A 14,640-nucleotide genomic window follows, 5' to 3' on the forward strand; every position below is an offset into this window, starting at 1 on the left:
CGACGCGTCACGCGTCGAGTGTCACCATCGTCAGAACCTCTGTCGGCTGCGGAGATCCGCCTGCGGGCTCGAGCGAGAACGCGAAGTTCGTTGCCGCGCCCATGCCGTCGATTACAGTGCCGTCGCCGTCGGCCAACTGTTCGGTCGTCACCAGACCGACCGACCGAGGCGTGCCGTCGACGAACCACATCTGGTAGTCCTGGCCTGCCGCGGGTGCGGAAACGCCGTCGAGCGTGACGACGAGCGAACCCGACTCACGGGAGTAGGAGATGTTCGCCGTGCCGCCACCGGGGAACTCGGCGGTGGTCTCACGTGCGTCCGGCGCTGCCACGATCTGTTCCGCCTGGGTCGGTGCCGGGTCGTTGCCCAGTACCTGGGTGGCGACCACTCCGCCGCCGACGGCCACGACGACTGCTGCCGCTGCGGCGAGCATCGTGGTACGCCACCGACTTGCCCCTGGGCCGTTCCGCCCCCTCCGCTCCTGCTTGGCGCGGCGATCTCGGTGTCCGCGCAGAGTGGTCACCGTCGCGGGTGCGGGTTCGGCGACGTCCTGCGTGATGCGCGGAATTTCTTGCAGCACGCGATCTCTCAGCTGAGCCGGGGGTTCCGCGGCATCCAGGACGGACACCAGCGCAAGAGTTTCCTGTATCTCGCCGACAAGGATGTTGAACTGCACACGGGCGGTGTCGTCCACCGCCGCACGGTCACGTTCGATGTCGGCTTCCTCGGCGGCGCTCACCGCATGGAGGGCGTACACCTCGGCGGCGTCGAGCAGCCGCTGTCGCGTTGCTTCGCTCATGAGGGTGTCACCCCCAGACATGTCTTCAACTTGATCAGTCCGTCCCGTATTCGCGATTTGATCGTCGGAACCGCGACCCCGAGCCGCTCCGCCACTTCGCGGTATGTCCAACCGCTGTAATAAGCCATTCGTACCGACTCGCGTTGCGTATCGGTCAGTGTGTCGAGGCACGCAACCACGGCGTCGGATTCCAGTCGCTGGGTGACGGCCTCGAGCACCTCGTCGTGTTCCGGGGTGTGGCTGATCGCCCCGTACGCAGCTTCACGGTCGGTCCCGGACTGCTCGGACCGCACGCGGTCCACCGCGCGCCGGTGCGCCAACGTCATGATCCACGCCAGGGGGCTTCCCTGGTTGGGGTCGTAGTTGGGTGCCGACTTCCAGATCTGGAGGAACACCTCCTGCGTCGTCTCCTCGCTGTACCCCGGGTCGCGAAGGACACGCAGCACCATGCCGTAGACACGTGCGCTGGTGGCGTCGTACAACTCGCCGAAGGCGCGTTGGTCACCACCGGCGACCGCGGCCATCAGCCGGCGGAGCCGCTCCATCTCGTCTGCTCGCAGGTTGCGCAACTGCGCACTGGGCACAGCACAGGCCGCACCTTGTTCTGCCGACGGGTCGTCTTCTGAATCCGGTGGCCCCTGGTACTGCGAGCCCGGCGTGGGGTCCGTGCTCACCGTGACGATGTCCCAACGAATTCGACTCTGATCGCGTTCATTGATCAAGAGAGTAGTGCTCATGTTGCTCTCACACCGAAACCTCCGCGTTTTCCCGCCGCACAACATATTCGGTACACCCTGCGCCGCGGATGGCTGCGCGGGATAATCGATTGCACTTCGAGGTCGATTCGGACAATCTTGGAGGAATGGGACACATGCCTGCGATCGAGACATCGGGCCTGATCAAACGCTTCGGCGACAACACTGCGGTGGACGGAATAGACCTGTCGGTTCCGAGTGGAGGTGTATACGGTGTCCTCGGCCCCAACGGAGCAGGCAAGACGACCACGATCCGAATGCTCGCGACCCTCCTTCCGATCGACGGCGGGTCGGCGCGCGTCCTCGGCCACGACGTCGCCTCCGAGGCGGACGCCATTCGCGGCAAAGTCTCGCTGACCGGCCAGTTCGCCTCGCTGGACGAGGATCTGACCGGTACCGAGAATTTGATCCTGCTGGCCCGGCTCTACGGATACTCGCGTCCGGCGGCGCGGTCGCGAGCGGACGAGCTGCTCACCGCGTTCGGGATCGCCGACGCCGGGTCTCGCCAGGTGAAGACGTACTCGGGCGGTATGCGGCGTCGGATCGACATCGCTGCGAGCATCATCGTCACTCCCGAGCTGATCTTCCTCGACGAGCCGACGACCGGCCTGGACCCTCGCAGCCGCAATCAGGTGTGGGACATCGTCCGCGCTCTCGTCGGTGGCGGCACGACGGTTCTGCTCACCACTCAGTACCTCGACGAAGCCGATCAACTGGCCGGACGGATCGCGGTCATCGACCGCGGCAAGGTCATCGCGGAAGGCACCACCGGCGAACTGAAGGCGTCGGTCGGCGCGGGCTCGCTGCACGTGCGAGTGCTGGATCCCGCTCGACGCTCCGAGGCCGCAGCGATTCTTCGCACGATTCTGTCCGAGTCGGTGACCGAGGAAGCAGATCCGGTCGCGCTGTCGGCTCGGCTGGACCGGACGTCGTCGGTGGCTGCCGCTCTGCCCGCGTTCGAGGACGCGGGAATCGCGGTGGCCTCGTTCGCCATCGGCCAACCCAGCCTCGACGAAGTGTTTCTCGCGCTGACCGGCCACCCCGCGGACGACGAGTCCGCCCGCACGAACGCCACCGAGAGAACAGAGACATCATCATGACAACGCTGTCGAAGGACGCGTCCGAGCAGGCCGCGGTCGCGGACGTACTACGAAGCGGCGCAACACGACCCCCGCGGCCGAACGCCGTCGCCAGCTCACTGTCCTTCGGGTGGCGAGCGCTCCTCAAGATCAAGCACGTCCCCGAGCAACTGTTCGACGTGACGATGTTCCCGATCATGTTCACGTTGCTGTTCACGTATCTGTTCGGAGGCGCTCTCGCCGGATCCACCACCGCCTACATCCAGTTCCTGTTGCCGGGAATTCTGGTGCAGACCGTCGTGATGATCACGATGTATACGGGCGTGACGTTGAACAAGGACATCGAGAAGGGCGTGTTCGATCGGTTCCGATCGCTACCCATCTGGCGCCCGTCACCGTTGGTGGGCGCGCTCCTCGGTGACGTCGTCCGCTACTCACTGGCGTCGGTCATCGTGCTGATCCTCGGTCTCGTGATCGGGTTTCGGCCCGACGGCGGTCTCCTCGGCGTCGTCGCCTCGATCGCACTGCTGTTGATCTTCTCGTTCTGTCTCTCCTGGGTGTGGACGATGATCGCGATGATCGTGCGCACCGAGGCCGCGGTCATGGGCGTGTCGATGTTCATCCTGTTTCCGTTGACGTTCGCCAGCAACATCTTCGTCGACCCCCAGACCATGCCGGGGTGGCTCCGCGCGTTCGTCGAGGTCAATCCGGTGAGCTTCCTCGTCACGTCCATCCGGTCGTTGATGTCGGGGGAACCGGACGCCACCAAGCTCGCGGTCACTGCCGCGATGTGCGGCGGCTTCCTACTCGTGTTCGGGCCGATCACGATGCGTCTGTACAACCGCAAGACCTGATCTGCTCGTCATGCGGGGGCGGTCTTAGCTCGGTGTCGACGTACGGCGTCTCGGTTGGAACACACAGTGCCGCAGTACCGTTGCCTGCCGGTCCGCGACACGTCGGCGAACACTCGTACGCAGTCCTCCGCCGCGCACCTGCCCAGCCTGTTCATTCCGCGACCGGTCAGATGCAGTGCCGTCCCGACGCTGACCAACGCCCGCACCACCGACCCGAGATCGATGTCCGGGTCGCGGTAGTGCATGTGCCATCCGTCGCCCGCATGGTTGGTCAAGCGCGGGTACGCCGACGCCTGCGCGAGCAGTCCGTTGAGGATGCCCGCCCGTGCTTGTTCGGTATCGGCGTCGATCACCGCCTCCCACTCGCGGAGAAACGCAACGGTGGCGGTGACGTCCGCATCGGTTGCCGGTGCGTCGAGGACGAGTCCACCCTCGATGCACCGATGCCCGAGCTCGTCCGCCGACGTCGGCGGCGAATTGAGCAGGTCGACTCCCAGTTGCACCGCATACGTTCCGTAAGGGTTGATATGCACAAGACCATTACAGCACAGTTGACGGTATGAGCGCACACACCCACACCTGGACCACCGAGAGCAGCCACAACACCAGCGAAGGCACCGTCACCTACCAGCGGTGCACCTGCGGCTCCCAGCGCATCCGCGCCCCGAAACCCGCCGCAGCCACGTCCGTCGCCGTCGTCGAAGCTCGGTGACCGGAGCTCCGTCCGGTCAGCGTTCGGCCCGCTCCGCGATCAACGGAACAACAGTGTCGAGGGCGTACGTCGCCGACAGAATGGAATTGGTCGAGTAGGACTTGGCCACGTCGGGATCGTCGAACACCAGCGAGCGTCCGTCCCGAACGGCAGGGATCTGCTGGAAGAGAGGATTACTAGTCACGTCGTCGGCCGATCGCTGTACCGGGAAGATCACCACGACGTCGGCGTCGAGCGTGTTCAGTTCCTCGTCCGATACGGGCACCGAGAATCCGGTCGAGCCGGTCCTCGTCGCCGTCAACGCGTCGACCGTGGGGTTCGACACGAAACCGAGCTTCTTCATGAACACGACTCTCGTGCTGTCGGAGATGTACGCCCCGTATCCGGTTCCGCTGAAGGCTCCGACCGTGATGGTCTTGCCCTGGAATTCCGGATGCTCCGCCGCTGCGGTCTGGAACCGACCGTCCAGGTCGGCCAACAGCTGGGCGCCCTTCTCCGATTCACCCAGCGCCGCCGACACCATGGTCACCTGCTGCTCGACGGTGGTCAGGTAGTTGTCCGCGCCGTCGGGAAGAGCCACCGTCGGCGCGATCCGGGTCAACTTGTCGTACCGATCCTGATCGCCGGAGCTCTTGGTGTCCAGGATCAGGTCCGGTTCGAGAGCCGCGACCGCCTCGTAGGACGGCTCCTGGGTGCCGATGATCTCGGGGGAACTGTCGTACAGCCCGTCGGCCCACGGGCCTACACCGTCGCCTCCGAACGCCAGCCAATCGCTCGCGCCCACCGGCTGCACGCCGAGTGCAAGCGCGGTTTCCGCGTCGGCCCATCCCAAGGCAACGACACGCTGCGGACGCTCGGGCACGGTGACGTCACCGAACTTGGTGTCGATCGACACCGGAAACGCCTCGTCAGCGCCCGCTGCCGCAGGGGTGGTCGCCGCGTCGTCTGCTGTCGACGAGCAGGACACGGCAAGACCCACAACGGCCGCGGCGGCGATGATCGACACGGTACGGGCACAACGGAAACGAGAGAGGCGCTTTTTCACGCGGCTCAATCTACCGAGCCCACGACCTCTACGGTGTGCCACCTTCTCGCACGAGCAAGCCGATGCACTCCACGTGATGGCTGAGAGGAAATGCGTCGAACGCACGCACCTGTTCGAGTCGATATCCGGCGTCGACGAACAGCCGGGCATCGCGGGCGAAGGATGCAGGGTCGCAGCCGATGTGCACCACGCGGCCGGGTGCCGATGCCGCGACTGCTGCCACGACCTCTTTGCCCGCTCCCGATCGAGGTGGGTCGAGCACGACGACGTTCGGCGCGGGAAGCGCACGGACGGTGCGTTCGACTCGTCCGGGCACGAATCGCACCTGCTCGAGATCGGCGAGCGCACGGGCTCCGTCCGCCGAGGCCTTACGCGAGAACTCGACACTGACGACCTGGCCGGTGGCGCCGACTCCTGTCGCCAGGCTCGACGCGAAGACTCCGACTCCCCCGTACAGATCCCACGCGACCTCACCGGGCCTGGCGTCGGCCCACTCGGTCACCACGTCGGAGTAGACCTGCGCGGCGCCTCGGTGCGCCTGCCAGAATCCGGTTGCGTCCAGTTCCCAGTCACGACCGGACACAGATTCGTGTACTCGTCCGCTACCGACCACGGCCCGCTCCGGACGTGGGGCCGATGATGCAGCCCGCCGGGCAGATGCGCCACGTCGGCCGGGGGATCGTCGACCCGTGCGCGACACGGATGCAGGTGATATCTCGACGACGTGCCGCTCTCCCGAGCTGCCGACGGCAACCACGAGCTCCGAGCCCGGACGCCATGTCGAGTCGGTGAGACCGTCGAATGCGCCTGCGACGACCTGCGGACAGCTCAGGGCAGGGACGACGGTGGCGCTGCGGTATCGATGGAAGCCGGGGCGGCCGCCCGCGTCGACGGCCAGTCGGACACGACTCCGCCAGCCGGTGCCGTCGCCGGTGTACGGCAGTTCCTCGACGGTCACTGCACGGTCGATACCGCCGATCCGACGCAGTTGTTCCTCCACCACGGCCGATTTCATGGCCCGCGACGCGGACTGGTCGATGTGGGAGCAGTCGCAGCATCCCGAGCCGCCGGGACCGGAGATGGGACACAGCGGAGTGATGCGATCGGCCGACGGGGCAAGTATCTCGACGGCGTCGGCGCGGCAGTAGGACCCACCCCGATCCTCGGTGACCTTCGCCCGCACGATCTCCCCGGGCAGGCCGTGTCGGACGAACATCACGCGTCCGTCGTGCCTGGCCACACAGAATCCTCCGTGCCCGGGTGCACCGAGAGTGACCTCGACAGTCGAGCCGAACCAGCTGTCGGTCATCGGCCGTGTCCGCTCGGGGGTTCGTATCCGCGGCGCGACGCGCCGGGCGCGTTCTCGATGCTCTCGCGCTTCGCTTTCGCCGACGACTGCAGCTGCCAGGGCACGCTCGTCACCATCACTCCCGGTTGGAACAGCAGCCGGCTCTTGAGGCGCAGTGCACTCTGGTTGTGCAGAATTTGCTCCCACCAGTGACCGACGACGTATTCGGGTATGAACACCGTCACCACGTCGCGCGGCGAGTCGCGTCGTACGCGTTTGACGTAGTCGAGGACCGGCTTGGTGATTTCCCGGTACGGGGATTCGACCACCTTGAGTGGCACGGTGACATCGCTGGCCTCCCACTCCTTGACCAGTTGACGGGTGTCCGGCTCGTCGACGTTGACGGTGATCGCTTCCAGGGTGTCCGGGCGGGTCGCGCGGGCGTACGCCAACGCACGAAGGGTCGGCATGTGCAGCTTGGACACCAGCACGATCGAATGCGTGCGGCTGGGCAGCACACCGTCCCATTCCTCGTCCTCGAGTTCACGGGCGACCGTGTCGTAGTGCTTGCGGATCAGGCTCATCAGTCCGAACGCCGCGAACATGGCGACGATGGCGATCCACGCTCCGGCCGCGAACTTGGTGATGAGCACGATGACGAGGACCGTGGCGGTGAGCCCGAGGCCGACACTGTTGACGATGCGCGAACGGAACATCCGGCGACGCTGTTCGGGATCCTGTTCCACACGCAGCAACCGCGTCCAGTGCCGGATCATGCCGGTCTGGCTCAGGGTGAAGGACACGAAGACACCCACGATGTAGAGCTGGATGAGCTTGGTCACTTCGGCGTCGAACACGACGACGAACGCGATCGCGGCAGCGGACAGGAAGAGAATTCCGTTGCTGAACGCCAGCCGGTCACCCCGGGTGTGGAACTGGCGCGGAAGATACCGATCCTGGGCGAGAACCGAACCGAGCACCGGAAATCCGTTGAACGCGGTGTTGGCGGCCAGAACGAGAATGAGTGCGGTCACGACCGTGATGAAGAAGAACCCGATCGGGAACCCGTGGAAGACCGCTTCGGCGAGCTGTGCGATCAGGGTCTTCTGCTGGTAGCCGTCCGGCGCTCCGACGAGCTGTTCGCTCGGCTCGAGCGCGTACTTGATGCCGATCTTCTCGGCCAGAAGGATGATTCCCATCAACAGCGCTATGCCGATCCCGCCGAGCATGAGCAACGTCGTCGCCGCATTGCGTGACTTCGGCTTGCGGAAGGCAGGCACACCGTTGCTGATCGCTTCGACTCCGGTGAGCGCCGCGCAACCCGACGAGAAGGCTCGGGCGATCAGAAACGCGAACGCGATGCCGTAGAGGTGGGAATCCTCGGCTTTCAGCTCGAAGCCCGAGGATTCGGCGTGCAGTTCGTCCCCGAGCACGTAGACGCGGAACAGGCCCCATCCGAGCATCACGAACATTCCGATCATGAACGCGTAGACCGGCACAGCGAACGCGGCTCCGGACTCGCGGATGCCGCGCAGATTGATCGACGTGATCAGCACGATCGCCAGAACCGCGAACAGTACTTTGTGCTGGGCCACGAACGGGATGGCCGAGCCGATGTTCGACGCTGCCGCCGACACCGATACCGCGACGGTCAGCACGTAGTCGACGAGCAGCGCGCTTCCCACCGTGAGTCCGGCGGTCGGCCCGAGATTGACCGTCGCGACCTCGTAGTCGCCACCGCCCGACGGATAGGCATGCACGTTCTGTCGGTAGCTCGCGACGACGACGGCCATGACGACGCACACCGCGAGCCCGATCCACGGAGTGAAGGCGTACGCGGAGATGCCGGCGACCGACAGCACGAGGAAGATCTCCTCCGGTGCGTACGCCACCGACGACATGGCGTCGGAGGCGAACACCGGCAGCGCGATCCTCTTGGGGAGCAAGGTGTGACCGAGCTTGTCGCTTCGGAACGGTCTACCGAGCACGAGCCGCTTCGCGGCGGTCGAGAGCTTGGACACCGTGAAAGCGTAAGCCGTCCGAATCGAATCACGACATCGGTGCACCCGAACTCGCCGAATTGCTCGACACGCAACCCGATTTGTCCAACTCGGCGACGGCCGATGCATCCCGACGCTCGATCCGTGCGTCCCCGACCGTTACGTTGGTGCAGAGCGAGCGCCGAGAAGAAGAATCCGAATGGAGTTGGATCTGTGTACGTAGTGGTGATGGGATGCGGGCGGGTGGGCGCGTCGCTGGCCGGTGCTCTGCAGAGAATCGGCCACGAGGTGGCCGTCATCGACCGTGACGAGACGGCGTTTCTCAGACTCGATCCCGCGTTCGACGGCCATCGAGTCATCGGAATGGGCTTCGACCGCGACGTTCTGACGAAGGCAGGCATCGAGAGGGCCGAGGCGTTCGCCGCAGTGTCGTCCGGCGACAACTCGAACATCATCTCCGCGCGCGTGGCCCGTGAGACATTCGGTGTCGAGCGGGTCGTCGCACGGATCTACGACGCCAAACGCGCCGCGGTGTACGAGCGGCTCGGGATTCCGACGGTGGCCACCGTCCCGTGGGCGACCGACCGTTTCCTGCACAACCTCCTGCGGGACGATCCGACGACGAAATGGCGTGACCCGTCGGGCAACGTCGCCGTCGTGCTGCTCGATTTCCACGAGGGGTGGATCGGGAGAAAAGTATCCGTCCTCGAGGAGTCGACGAGGTCGCGGGCTGCGTTCATCATTCGGTTCGGCACCGGACTGCTACCGGACAAGAAGACCGTCATCCAGTCCGACGACGAGATCTACGTGGCCGCGGTGTCCGGAACGGTCGCCGAAGCCATTGCGCTCGCGTCCAATCCCCCACCGTCCGACGACTGACGCCTCACCCCACATTCGCCCTCGACACGACACCGATACTGAGGACACCATGAGAGTTGCCATCGCCGGCGCCGGAGCTGTCGGCAGATCCATTGCTCGCGAACTCATTCGCGGTGAGCACAGCGTCATGCTCCTCGAACGCAAACTCGATCACCTCGACCGCGACGCGATTCCCGAGGCGGAATGGGTTCTCGCCGACGCCTGCGAACTGGCGCTGCTCGAGGCCTCACGTCTCGAGCAGTACGACGTCGTCATCGCGGCCACGGGCGACGACAAGGCAAACCTCGTCCTGAGCCTGCTGGCGAAGACGGAGTTCGGCGTCAACCGTGTTGTCGCGCGGGTCAACGATCCTCGTAACGAATGGCTGTTCGACGCATCGTGGGGCGTGGACGTCGCGGTGTCCACCCCGCGAATGCTGGCGTCGCTGGTCGAGGAAGCGGTGTCGGTGGGCGATCTTGTTCACCTGATGACGTTCCGAAAAGGTCAGGCGAACCTGGTGGAGGTCACGCTTCCGGAGAACACGGCGCTCGCCGGTAAGCCGGTGCGCAAGCTCTCGCTGCCCCGCGACGCCGCACTGGTGACCATTCTGCGCGGAGGCCGAGTCATCGTTCCGCAGCAGGACGACCCGCTGGAGGGAGGCGACGAATTGTTGTTCGTCGCGTCCAAGGAAGTCGAGGACGAGTTGCGTGTCGCCGTGGGCCTGTCCAAGTTGGGATGACGCGCCACTACCGCTGAGCTACTTGATCTCTCGGTGCTCGGCGGACTCGTCGTCGAGCGCCCTGTCGGCCCGGCGCACGGCCCAGAACGTCACCAACAGCGCGACGCCTGTCAGCGGCCAGCCCATGCCGATACGGGCGGCTGCGAGCCACCCCGTCTGGTCGGCGTCGTAGAGCTGCGACTGCACGAGGTACCGCGCGCCGAACACCACCGCCCAGGCGAACGTCGCGATGTCGTAGGAGACCACGGCGCGACTGCTGCGACGCCACGCGGTGCCCTTGCCGTTCAGATACCCCCAGACGACGCCGACGAGCGGCCACCGGACGATCATCGACAGCACGAATGCACCGGCGTAGGCAAGTGAAGTGTAGATGCCGAACAGGAAGTAGCCCTTGGCATCTCCGGTTCGGTACGCGATGAACGCGCAGATACCGACCCCGAAGAATCCGGAGATCGCGGGTTGAACCGGCGCCTTGGTGGCCAGTCGCCACACCATGACGGCGAGCGCAACGCCCAGCGCGGTCCAGATGGCCACCGTCAGATCGAAGAAGCTGTTGGCCGGGACGAAGGCGATGACGGGCAGCGTCGACGCCACCAGGCCACTGAGCCCACCCATCTGTTCCAGGATGGTCTGCTTGCGTTCCTCGGCTTCTGGCCTGTCGCTCTCGGTCACGATGTCGAGGGTGCCACACCGTCCGCTGCGCACGGCGGCAAGGGCGTCAGGAGTCGTCGCGCAGTTCGTAGTACGGGTTGTAGACGATCTTTCGGCCGTCGCGAACCCCTACCCTGCCGCGGATCAGCACGGTCTTGCCCGGCTCGATGCCCGGGATCTTCCGACGACCGATCCATACGAGCGTCACCGGGTCGGTTCCGTCGAAGAACTCCGCCTCGATGTTGGCGTTCGCGGCCTTGGAGCAGGCCTCCACACTGCGCAGACGTCCGAGCATGGTGACTTCGTCACCGCGGGAACAATCACACGCGCGCTGAGCGCCGGACGCTTCCGACGACTCCGCCATCTCCTGTGCGTCGAGGCTGTCGACGTCCTCGGTCAATTTCCGGGTGAGTTTGCGGAAATACCCTGCGGCAGCGGGTGCCATGGTGCGCTCCTGAAAGCATCTACGAAGTTGTGCCACGTCATGCGGCGTGGCTCCTGGCCACTGTAACCCCGGCGCGCCGATTAAGTCCAAGCGCGCGGCGCTGCGTTCGGGCTCACGACTCGCGCGGCCCCCTCGGGAGTCGACAATGTCGGACGGACGTGGACAATTCCGATTCATGGATACCTGGCCCGCGCACGCCGTCGTCCTGCCCGGCACCGGTTCCGACGCAGCATTCGCTGCCGAGGCGTTCGCAGACGCGCTCGCCCTCGCCGGGACGCGCAGCACCGCCATCGAACCGGACCCGACCCGGGTCGTCGAGTCGTACGAAGCCGCTCTCGACGAGGCCGCCCTGCAGTACGGCCGCATCATCGTCGGCGGTGTGTCGATCGGTGCTGCGGTGGCGGCGTCGTGGGCTCTGCGCAATCCCGAGCACGTCTTCGGGATCCTGGCGGCGCTACCTCCGTGGCTCGGTTCGGCGCAGGGTGCGCCCGCCGCCCTCAGCGCGGTGTACACCGCGACAGCGCTGCGGAACGACGGACTCGGCGCTGTCATCGACGCCATGGCGGCCACGTCTCCCGCGTGGCTCGCTTCGACACTGCGCCGGTCGTGGACCTCGCAGTGGCCGGATCTGCCGTCGGCGCTCGACGAAGCGGCTGTCTACACGGCGCCGGACCTGTCCGAACTCGCCCGATCGACGATCAGAACGTCCATCGTGGCGGCCGTCGACGATCCAGTTCATCCACACGACGTGGCGATCGCCTGGCACGGCGCCATCGCCCGATCGTCGCTGGCGACGGTCACGCTGACCGAGATCGGTGCGGATCCGTCCGTTCTCGGTCGACGGGCGGTGGAGGGGCTGTCGGCCCTCGGCGTGTGAGCCGCTCCACCGACCGTTCCGTCAACCCAACTGCTGCATCGCCGATCCGGAGGTACCACGCCGGGGACCTTCCGTGGGTCCGACAGGGTTCGGCGGCTCGGCCTGCGGCGCCACTCGGCCCCCTGCTTGCTGTGCCCCTGCTTGCTGTGCCCCTGCTTGCTGTGTCCCTGCTTGCTGTGCGGCGGCCTGTTGTTGCTGTTGAGCGGCCGCCAACTGCGCCAGCAGAGCCTGAGGGAGAACTACCGGGAGGGGTGTGCGAACCGGATGGGGATCGCTGCCTCGGTCGACGACCGTCTGCGACAGCACGTCGCGAGCGATCGCCACGAGCGGCGAATCGGCACCGACAGCGCCCGACGGGCCTGCAAGAACGCAACGAACCATCCACCGGTACCCGTCGATGCCGATGAAACGCAGGTCCGCGTTCGCGGTGACGCCGTGTAGTTCCCGTCCCCAGGGGCCGGTCTCGACGGAGACCACCGACTGATCTCCTCGCAGCGAACCTGCGAGGTCCGCGGCGACCTCGCGCCATTGTCCCGGCGACTTGGGGGCGGCGTACGCCGCGATGGTGATGCGGCCGTACTGGGTTACCACGTGGACGGCCTGCGGCGCACCGGCCTGCGTCATCTCCACCTGAAGTTGACCGCCGGCCGGAAGTGGCAGCAGAACCGAACCGAGGTCCAACCGAGTCGCCGCAAGGGTCTCGCGGTCCTCGTCGAGTTCCTCGAGGTCGAACGGACCCTGATCGGCGGCACGATCCTGTGGATCGAGTGCCTCGTCGGCATCTCGACCGCCCGCGCCGCTCGCTGCGTCGTCGGCCCGGGTGTTCTCGTTGGGGGCACCCGCCGCGTCTGCGTCCTTCTTGCGACGTCCGAACATGATCAGCTCACTCCCTCTCGACTCGATGTGTCTGCCGTCGGCGCGGAGGTCGTCAGACTGGAATGACCACCACTCGACCCGTAGCCTCCGTCACCTCTACTGGTCTCGTCGAGAGACTCGACCTCGGCGAAGGTGACGAGTTCGACGCGCTGCACCAACAACTGGGCGATGCGATCACCGCGGACCAGGTCGATCGCCTCGCGCGGATCCAGGTTCACCAGGCAGACCTTGATCTCGCCTCGATAACCGGCATCGATGGTGCCCGGCGCGTTGACGATGGACAGCCCCGACCGCGCAGCCAAACCCGAACGGGGATGAACGAGACCGACTGTGCCGAACGGGAGTGCGACCGCGATACCGGTGCCGACGACCACACGCTCCCCCGGCGCGATCGAGGTGTCTGCGGTGATGTGCAGGTCGACCCCCGCATCGCCTGCGTGCGCGCGAACCGGAAGGGGTAACTCTTTGTCCAGACGGACCACTCGGACCGACCCGAGGGGCGCATCCGCCGACATCGCGGCACCGAACGTGCCGTCACTGCTGAAATCGTCACTCACGTGCACTGAGACTACGCGCCGACCCCGGACCGAACTCGGCCTCGTACGTCTTCCGGCGGAACTTTCCCGAGCGGAGCACCGACCGCTCGCCGTACGGGCGCCAGCTACTCTGGAGTACGTGTCACAGAACTCACGCCGCGACCTGCATCCCGACGCTTCGCCCGACCGCGGAGACGGTCGGCGCGTGGTGCACTCCGAGAAACTGTGGGTGCCGCTGTGGTGGTGGCCGGTTGCCGTGGCCGTCGGGGTCCTGCTGGCTGCCGAGGTGCACATGGGCGCCCCGGGTCTCAGGGCCTGGCTCCCGTACGTCCTGGTCCTACCGTTTCCGATCTGGGCTCTGATCTGGCTCAGCCGCATGCGGGTCGAGGTCGAGAGGGACGCAGCAGGAGACGGCGAGCTCCGCGTCGGAAAGGCACACCTACCGCTGGACGTGATCGCACGCGCGGCTGTCGTGCCCGCGACAGCAAAAAGTGCGGCACTGGGAAGGCAGTTGGATCCTCTCGCCTTCGTTCAACACCGCACTTGGGTCAAACAGATGGTTCTCGTCGTTCTCGATGATCCGGACGATCCCACACCTTATTGGTTGGTCAGTACCTCACGCCCCGACGCGCTGGTATCGGCTCTGACGCGGCCCACCCCCGGAGATCACGCCTGAGCGCTCTCGGCCGCATCGTCTGCACCACCTGATTTATGTGACCTCGTCGGTCGGCGTGGTTCAGCTAGGTCGTTCGATTCCTGTCGTCCGAAATCACGCTGCGCAGTCACGGCAGACGAGAACGCCGTTGGCGTCGCTCGCAAGCCTGCTCCGGTGGTGGACCAGGAAGCAGCTCGAACAGGTGAACTCGTCGGCCTGCTTCGGAACCACCCGGACCGACAGCTCTTCGCCGGACAGGTCGGCACCCGGGAGTTCGAACGACTCCGCCGTGTCCGACTCGTCCACGTCGACCACCGCGGACTGCGCCTCGTTGCGGCGTGCCTTCAGCTCCTCGAGCGAATCCTCCGACACATCGTCGGATTCTGTTCTTCTCGGTGCGTCGTAGTCGGTTGCCATTGTCTTCTGTTACCCCTCGTCCTCGTGCGTGTTGTGCGGGTGGACACGTGCCGA

Annotated in this window: 18 protein-coding genes; 7 read left to right on the forward strand and 11 right to left on the reverse strand. The window is 65.8% G+C overall.

The window, feature by feature from the left end; translation table 11 throughout:
• Nucleotides 1-7: 7 nt before the first annotated feature.
• Both H292_RS0101220 and H292_RS0101225 read right to left on the reverse strand, forming a co-directional pair.
• A complete protein-coding gene (locus tag H292_RS0101220) occupies nt 8-799 on the reverse strand; it encodes an anti-sigma factor (RefSeq protein ID WP_019664034.1) in 792 nt (263 codons plus the stop codon).
• On the reverse strand, nt 796-1,536 hold the full coding sequence (locus H292_RS0101225) for a sigma-70 family RNA polymerase sigma factor (protein ID WP_019664035.1): 741 nt from the start codon (nt 1,534-1,536) through the stop codon (nt 796-798). Before H292_RS0101225 ends, H292_RS0101220 begins: the two co-directional genes overlap by 4 nt.
• Before the next feature lie 125 nt (nt 1,537-1,661).
• Between H292_RS0101225 and H292_RS0101230 the strand changes: the two genes are divergently transcribed.
• Together H292_RS0101230 and H292_RS0101235 are read left to right on the forward strand one after the other, a co-directional pair.
• Nucleotides 1,662-2,654: an ATP-binding cassette domain-containing protein gene (locus H292_RS0101230; protein ID WP_170945344.1), complete on the forward strand. Its 993-nt coding sequence runs from the start codon at nt 1,662-1,664 to the stop codon at nt 2,652-2,654.
• On the forward strand, nt 2,651-3,487 hold the full coding sequence (locus H292_RS0101235; RefSeq protein WP_019664037.1) for an ABC transporter permease: 837 nt from the start codon (nt 2,651-2,653) through the stop codon (nt 3,485-3,487). The genes H292_RS0101230 and H292_RS0101235 overlap by 4 nt, the downstream gene beginning before the upstream one ends.
• A gap of 8 nt (nt 3,488-3,495) precedes the next feature.
• Here the strand turns inward: H292_RS0101235 and H292_RS0101240 are convergent, their stop codons facing one another.
• Entirely contained in the window at nt 3,496-4,020 is a 525-nt protein-coding gene (locus tag H292_RS0101240) for a CGNR zinc finger domain-containing protein (RefSeq protein ID WP_027498539.1), read from the reverse strand.
• 26 nt (nt 4,021-4,046) lie between these two features.
• On the opposite strand from H292_RS0101240, the gene H292_RS28300 reads away from it, so the two are divergent.
• Nucleotides 4,047-4,199, forward strand: a complete 153-nt coding sequence (locus H292_RS28300; protein ID WP_019664039.1) for a hypothetical protein — start codon at nt 4,047-4,049, stop codon at nt 4,197-4,199.
• A 16-nt stretch (nt 4,200-4,215) separates the two neighbouring features.
• Here H292_RS28300 and H292_RS0101250 read toward each other — a convergent pair whose 3' ends face one another.
• The 3 genes from H292_RS0101250 to H292_RS0101260 form a co-directional block, all read right to left on the reverse strand.
• Nucleotides 4,216-5,205 (reverse strand): iron-siderophore ABC transporter substrate-binding protein, encoded by a 990-nt coding sequence (locus H292_RS0101250; RefSeq protein ID WP_020110175.1) that lies wholly within the window; start codon nt 5,203-5,205, stop codon nt 4,216-4,218.
• Between the two features lie 67 nt (nt 5,206-5,272).
• On the reverse strand, nt 5,273-6,553 hold the full coding sequence (locus tag H292_RS0101255; RefSeq protein ID WP_020110176.1) for a class I SAM-dependent RNA methyltransferase: 1,281 nt from the start codon (nt 6,551-6,553) through the stop codon (nt 5,273-5,275).
• Nucleotides 6,550-8,553: an APC family permease gene (locus H292_RS0101260; protein WP_019664042.1), complete on the reverse strand. Its 2,004-nt coding sequence runs from the start codon at nt 8,551-8,553 to the stop codon at nt 6,550-6,552. Before H292_RS0101260 ends, H292_RS0101255 begins: the two co-directional genes overlap by 4 nt.
• Before the next feature lie 192 nt (nt 8,554-8,745).
• Between H292_RS0101260 and H292_RS0101265 the strand changes: the two genes are divergently transcribed.
• Both H292_RS0101265 and H292_RS0101270 read left to right on the forward strand, forming a co-directional pair.
• Nucleotides 8,746-9,411: a potassium channel family protein gene (locus H292_RS0101265; protein WP_027498540.1), complete on the forward strand. Its 666-nt coding sequence runs from the start codon at nt 8,746-8,748 to the stop codon at nt 9,409-9,411.
• A gap of 49 nt (nt 9,412-9,460) precedes the next feature.
• On the forward strand, nt 9,461-10,129 hold the full coding sequence (locus tag H292_RS0101270) for a potassium channel family protein (protein ID WP_019664044.1): 669 nt from the start codon (nt 9,461-9,463) through the stop codon (nt 10,127-10,129).
• A gap of 18 nt (nt 10,130-10,147) precedes the next feature.
• On the opposite strand, the gene H292_RS0101275 is transcribed toward H292_RS0101270, so the two are convergent.
• Nucleotides 10,148-10,744, reverse strand: coding sequence for a DUF3159 domain-containing protein (locus tag H292_RS0101275; RefSeq protein WP_230595733.1), 597 nt, complete (start codon nt 10,742-10,744; stop codon nt 10,148-10,150).
• 103 nt (nt 10,745-10,847) lie between these two features.
• A complete protein-coding gene (locus tag H292_RS0101280; protein ID WP_019664046.1) occupies nt 10,848-11,225 on the reverse strand; it encodes an OB-fold nucleic acid binding domain-containing protein in 378 nt (125 codons plus the stop codon).
• A gap of 175 nt (nt 11,226-11,400) precedes the next feature.
• Between H292_RS0101280 and H292_RS0101285 the strand changes: the two genes are divergently transcribed.
• Complete coding sequence (locus H292_RS0101285) at nt 11,401-12,102, forward strand: alpha/beta hydrolase (RefSeq protein WP_027498541.1); 702 nt, start codon at nt 11,401-11,403, stop codon at nt 12,100-12,102.
• A 21-nt stretch (nt 12,103-12,123) separates the two neighbouring features.
• Here the strand turns inward: H292_RS0101285 and H292_RS0101290 are convergent, their stop codons facing one another.
• Both H292_RS0101290 and dut read right to left on the reverse strand, forming a co-directional pair.
• Nucleotides 12,124-12,978: a DUF3710 domain-containing protein gene (locus H292_RS0101290; protein ID WP_020110180.1), complete on the reverse strand. Its 855-nt coding sequence runs from the start codon at nt 12,976-12,978 to the stop codon at nt 12,124-12,126.
• Between the two features lie 2 nt (nt 12,979-12,980).
• Nucleotides 12,981-13,493 (reverse strand): dUTP diphosphatase, encoded by a 513-nt coding sequence (dut, locus tag H292_RS0101295; protein ID WP_027498542.1) that lies wholly within the window; start codon nt 13,491-13,493, stop codon nt 12,981-12,983.
• A gap of 226 nt (nt 13,494-13,719) precedes the next feature.
• Between dut and H292_RS0101300 the strand changes: the two genes are divergently transcribed.
• On the forward strand, nt 13,720-14,190 hold the full coding sequence (locus H292_RS0101300; RefSeq protein WP_019664050.1) for a DUF3093 domain-containing protein: 471 nt from the start codon (nt 13,720-13,722) through the stop codon (nt 14,188-14,190).
• A 93-nt stretch (nt 14,191-14,283) separates the two neighbouring features.
• Here the strand turns inward: H292_RS0101300 and H292_RS0101305 are convergent, their stop codons facing one another.
• Nucleotides 14,284-14,586 (reverse strand): DUF4193 domain-containing protein, encoded by a 303-nt coding sequence (locus H292_RS0101305; RefSeq protein WP_019664051.1) that lies wholly within the window; start codon nt 14,584-14,586, stop codon nt 14,284-14,286.
• Between the last annotated feature and the right edge of the window lie 54 nt (nt 14,587-14,640).

The sequence above is a fragment of the Rhodococcus sp. 114MFTsu3.1 genome (assembly GCF_000383555.1).
GTDB classification, from domain to species: Bacteria; Actinomycetota; Actinomycetes; order Mycobacteriales; family Mycobacteriaceae; genus Rhodococcoides; species Rhodococcoides fascians_E.

Bases quoted from the DNA above. Each gene is read 5' to 3' on its own strand.
- H292_RS0101220 (WP_019664034.1), bottom strand. From the start codon at position 799: ATGAGCGAAGCAACGCGACAGCGGCTGCTCGACGCCGCCGAGGTGTAC.
- H292_RS0101225 (WP_019664035.1), bottom strand. From the start codon at position 1,536: ATGAGCACTACTCTCTTGATCAATGAACGCGATCAGAGTCGAATTCGT.
- H292_RS0101230 (WP_170945344.1), top strand. From the start codon at position 1,662: ATGGGACACATGCCTGCGATCGAGACATCGGGCCTGATCAAACGCTTC.
- H292_RS0101235 (WP_019664037.1), top strand. From the start codon at position 2,651: ATGACAACGCTGTCGAAGGACGCGTCCGAGCAGGCCGCGGTCGCGGAC.
- H292_RS28300 (WP_019664039.1), top strand. From the start codon at position 4,047: ATGAGCGCACACACCCACACCTGGACCACCGAGAGCAGCCACAACACC.
- H292_RS0101255 (WP_020110176.1), bottom strand. From the start codon at position 6,553: ATGACCGACAGCTGGTTCGGCTCGACTGTCGAGGTCACTCTCGGTGCA.
- H292_RS0101270 (WP_019664044.1), top strand. From the start codon at position 9,461: ATGAGAGTTGCCATCGCCGGCGCCGGAGCTGTCGGCAGATCCATTGCT.
- H292_RS0101275 (WP_230595733.1), bottom strand. From the start codon at position 10,744: ATGGGTGGGCTCAGTGGCCTGGTGGCGTCGACGCTGCCCGTCATCGCC.
- H292_RS0101280 (WP_019664046.1), bottom strand. From the start codon at position 11,225: ATGGCACCCGCTGCCGCAGGGTATTTCCGCAAACTCACCCGGAAATTG.
- H292_RS0101285 (WP_027498541.1), top strand. From the start codon at position 11,401: ATGGATACCTGGCCCGCGCACGCCGTCGTCCTGCCCGGCACCGGTTCC.
- H292_RS0101290 (WP_020110180.1), bottom strand. From the start codon at position 12,978: ATGTTCGGACGTCGCAAGAAGGACGCAGACGCGGCGGGTGCCCCCAAC.
- dut (WP_027498542.1), bottom strand. From the start codon at position 13,493: ATGTCGGCGGATGCGCCCCTCGGGTCGGTCCGAGTGGTCCGTCTGGAC.
- H292_RS0101305 (WP_019664051.1), bottom strand. From the start codon at position 14,586: ATGGCAACCGACTACGACGCACCGAGAAGAACAGAATCCGACGATGTG.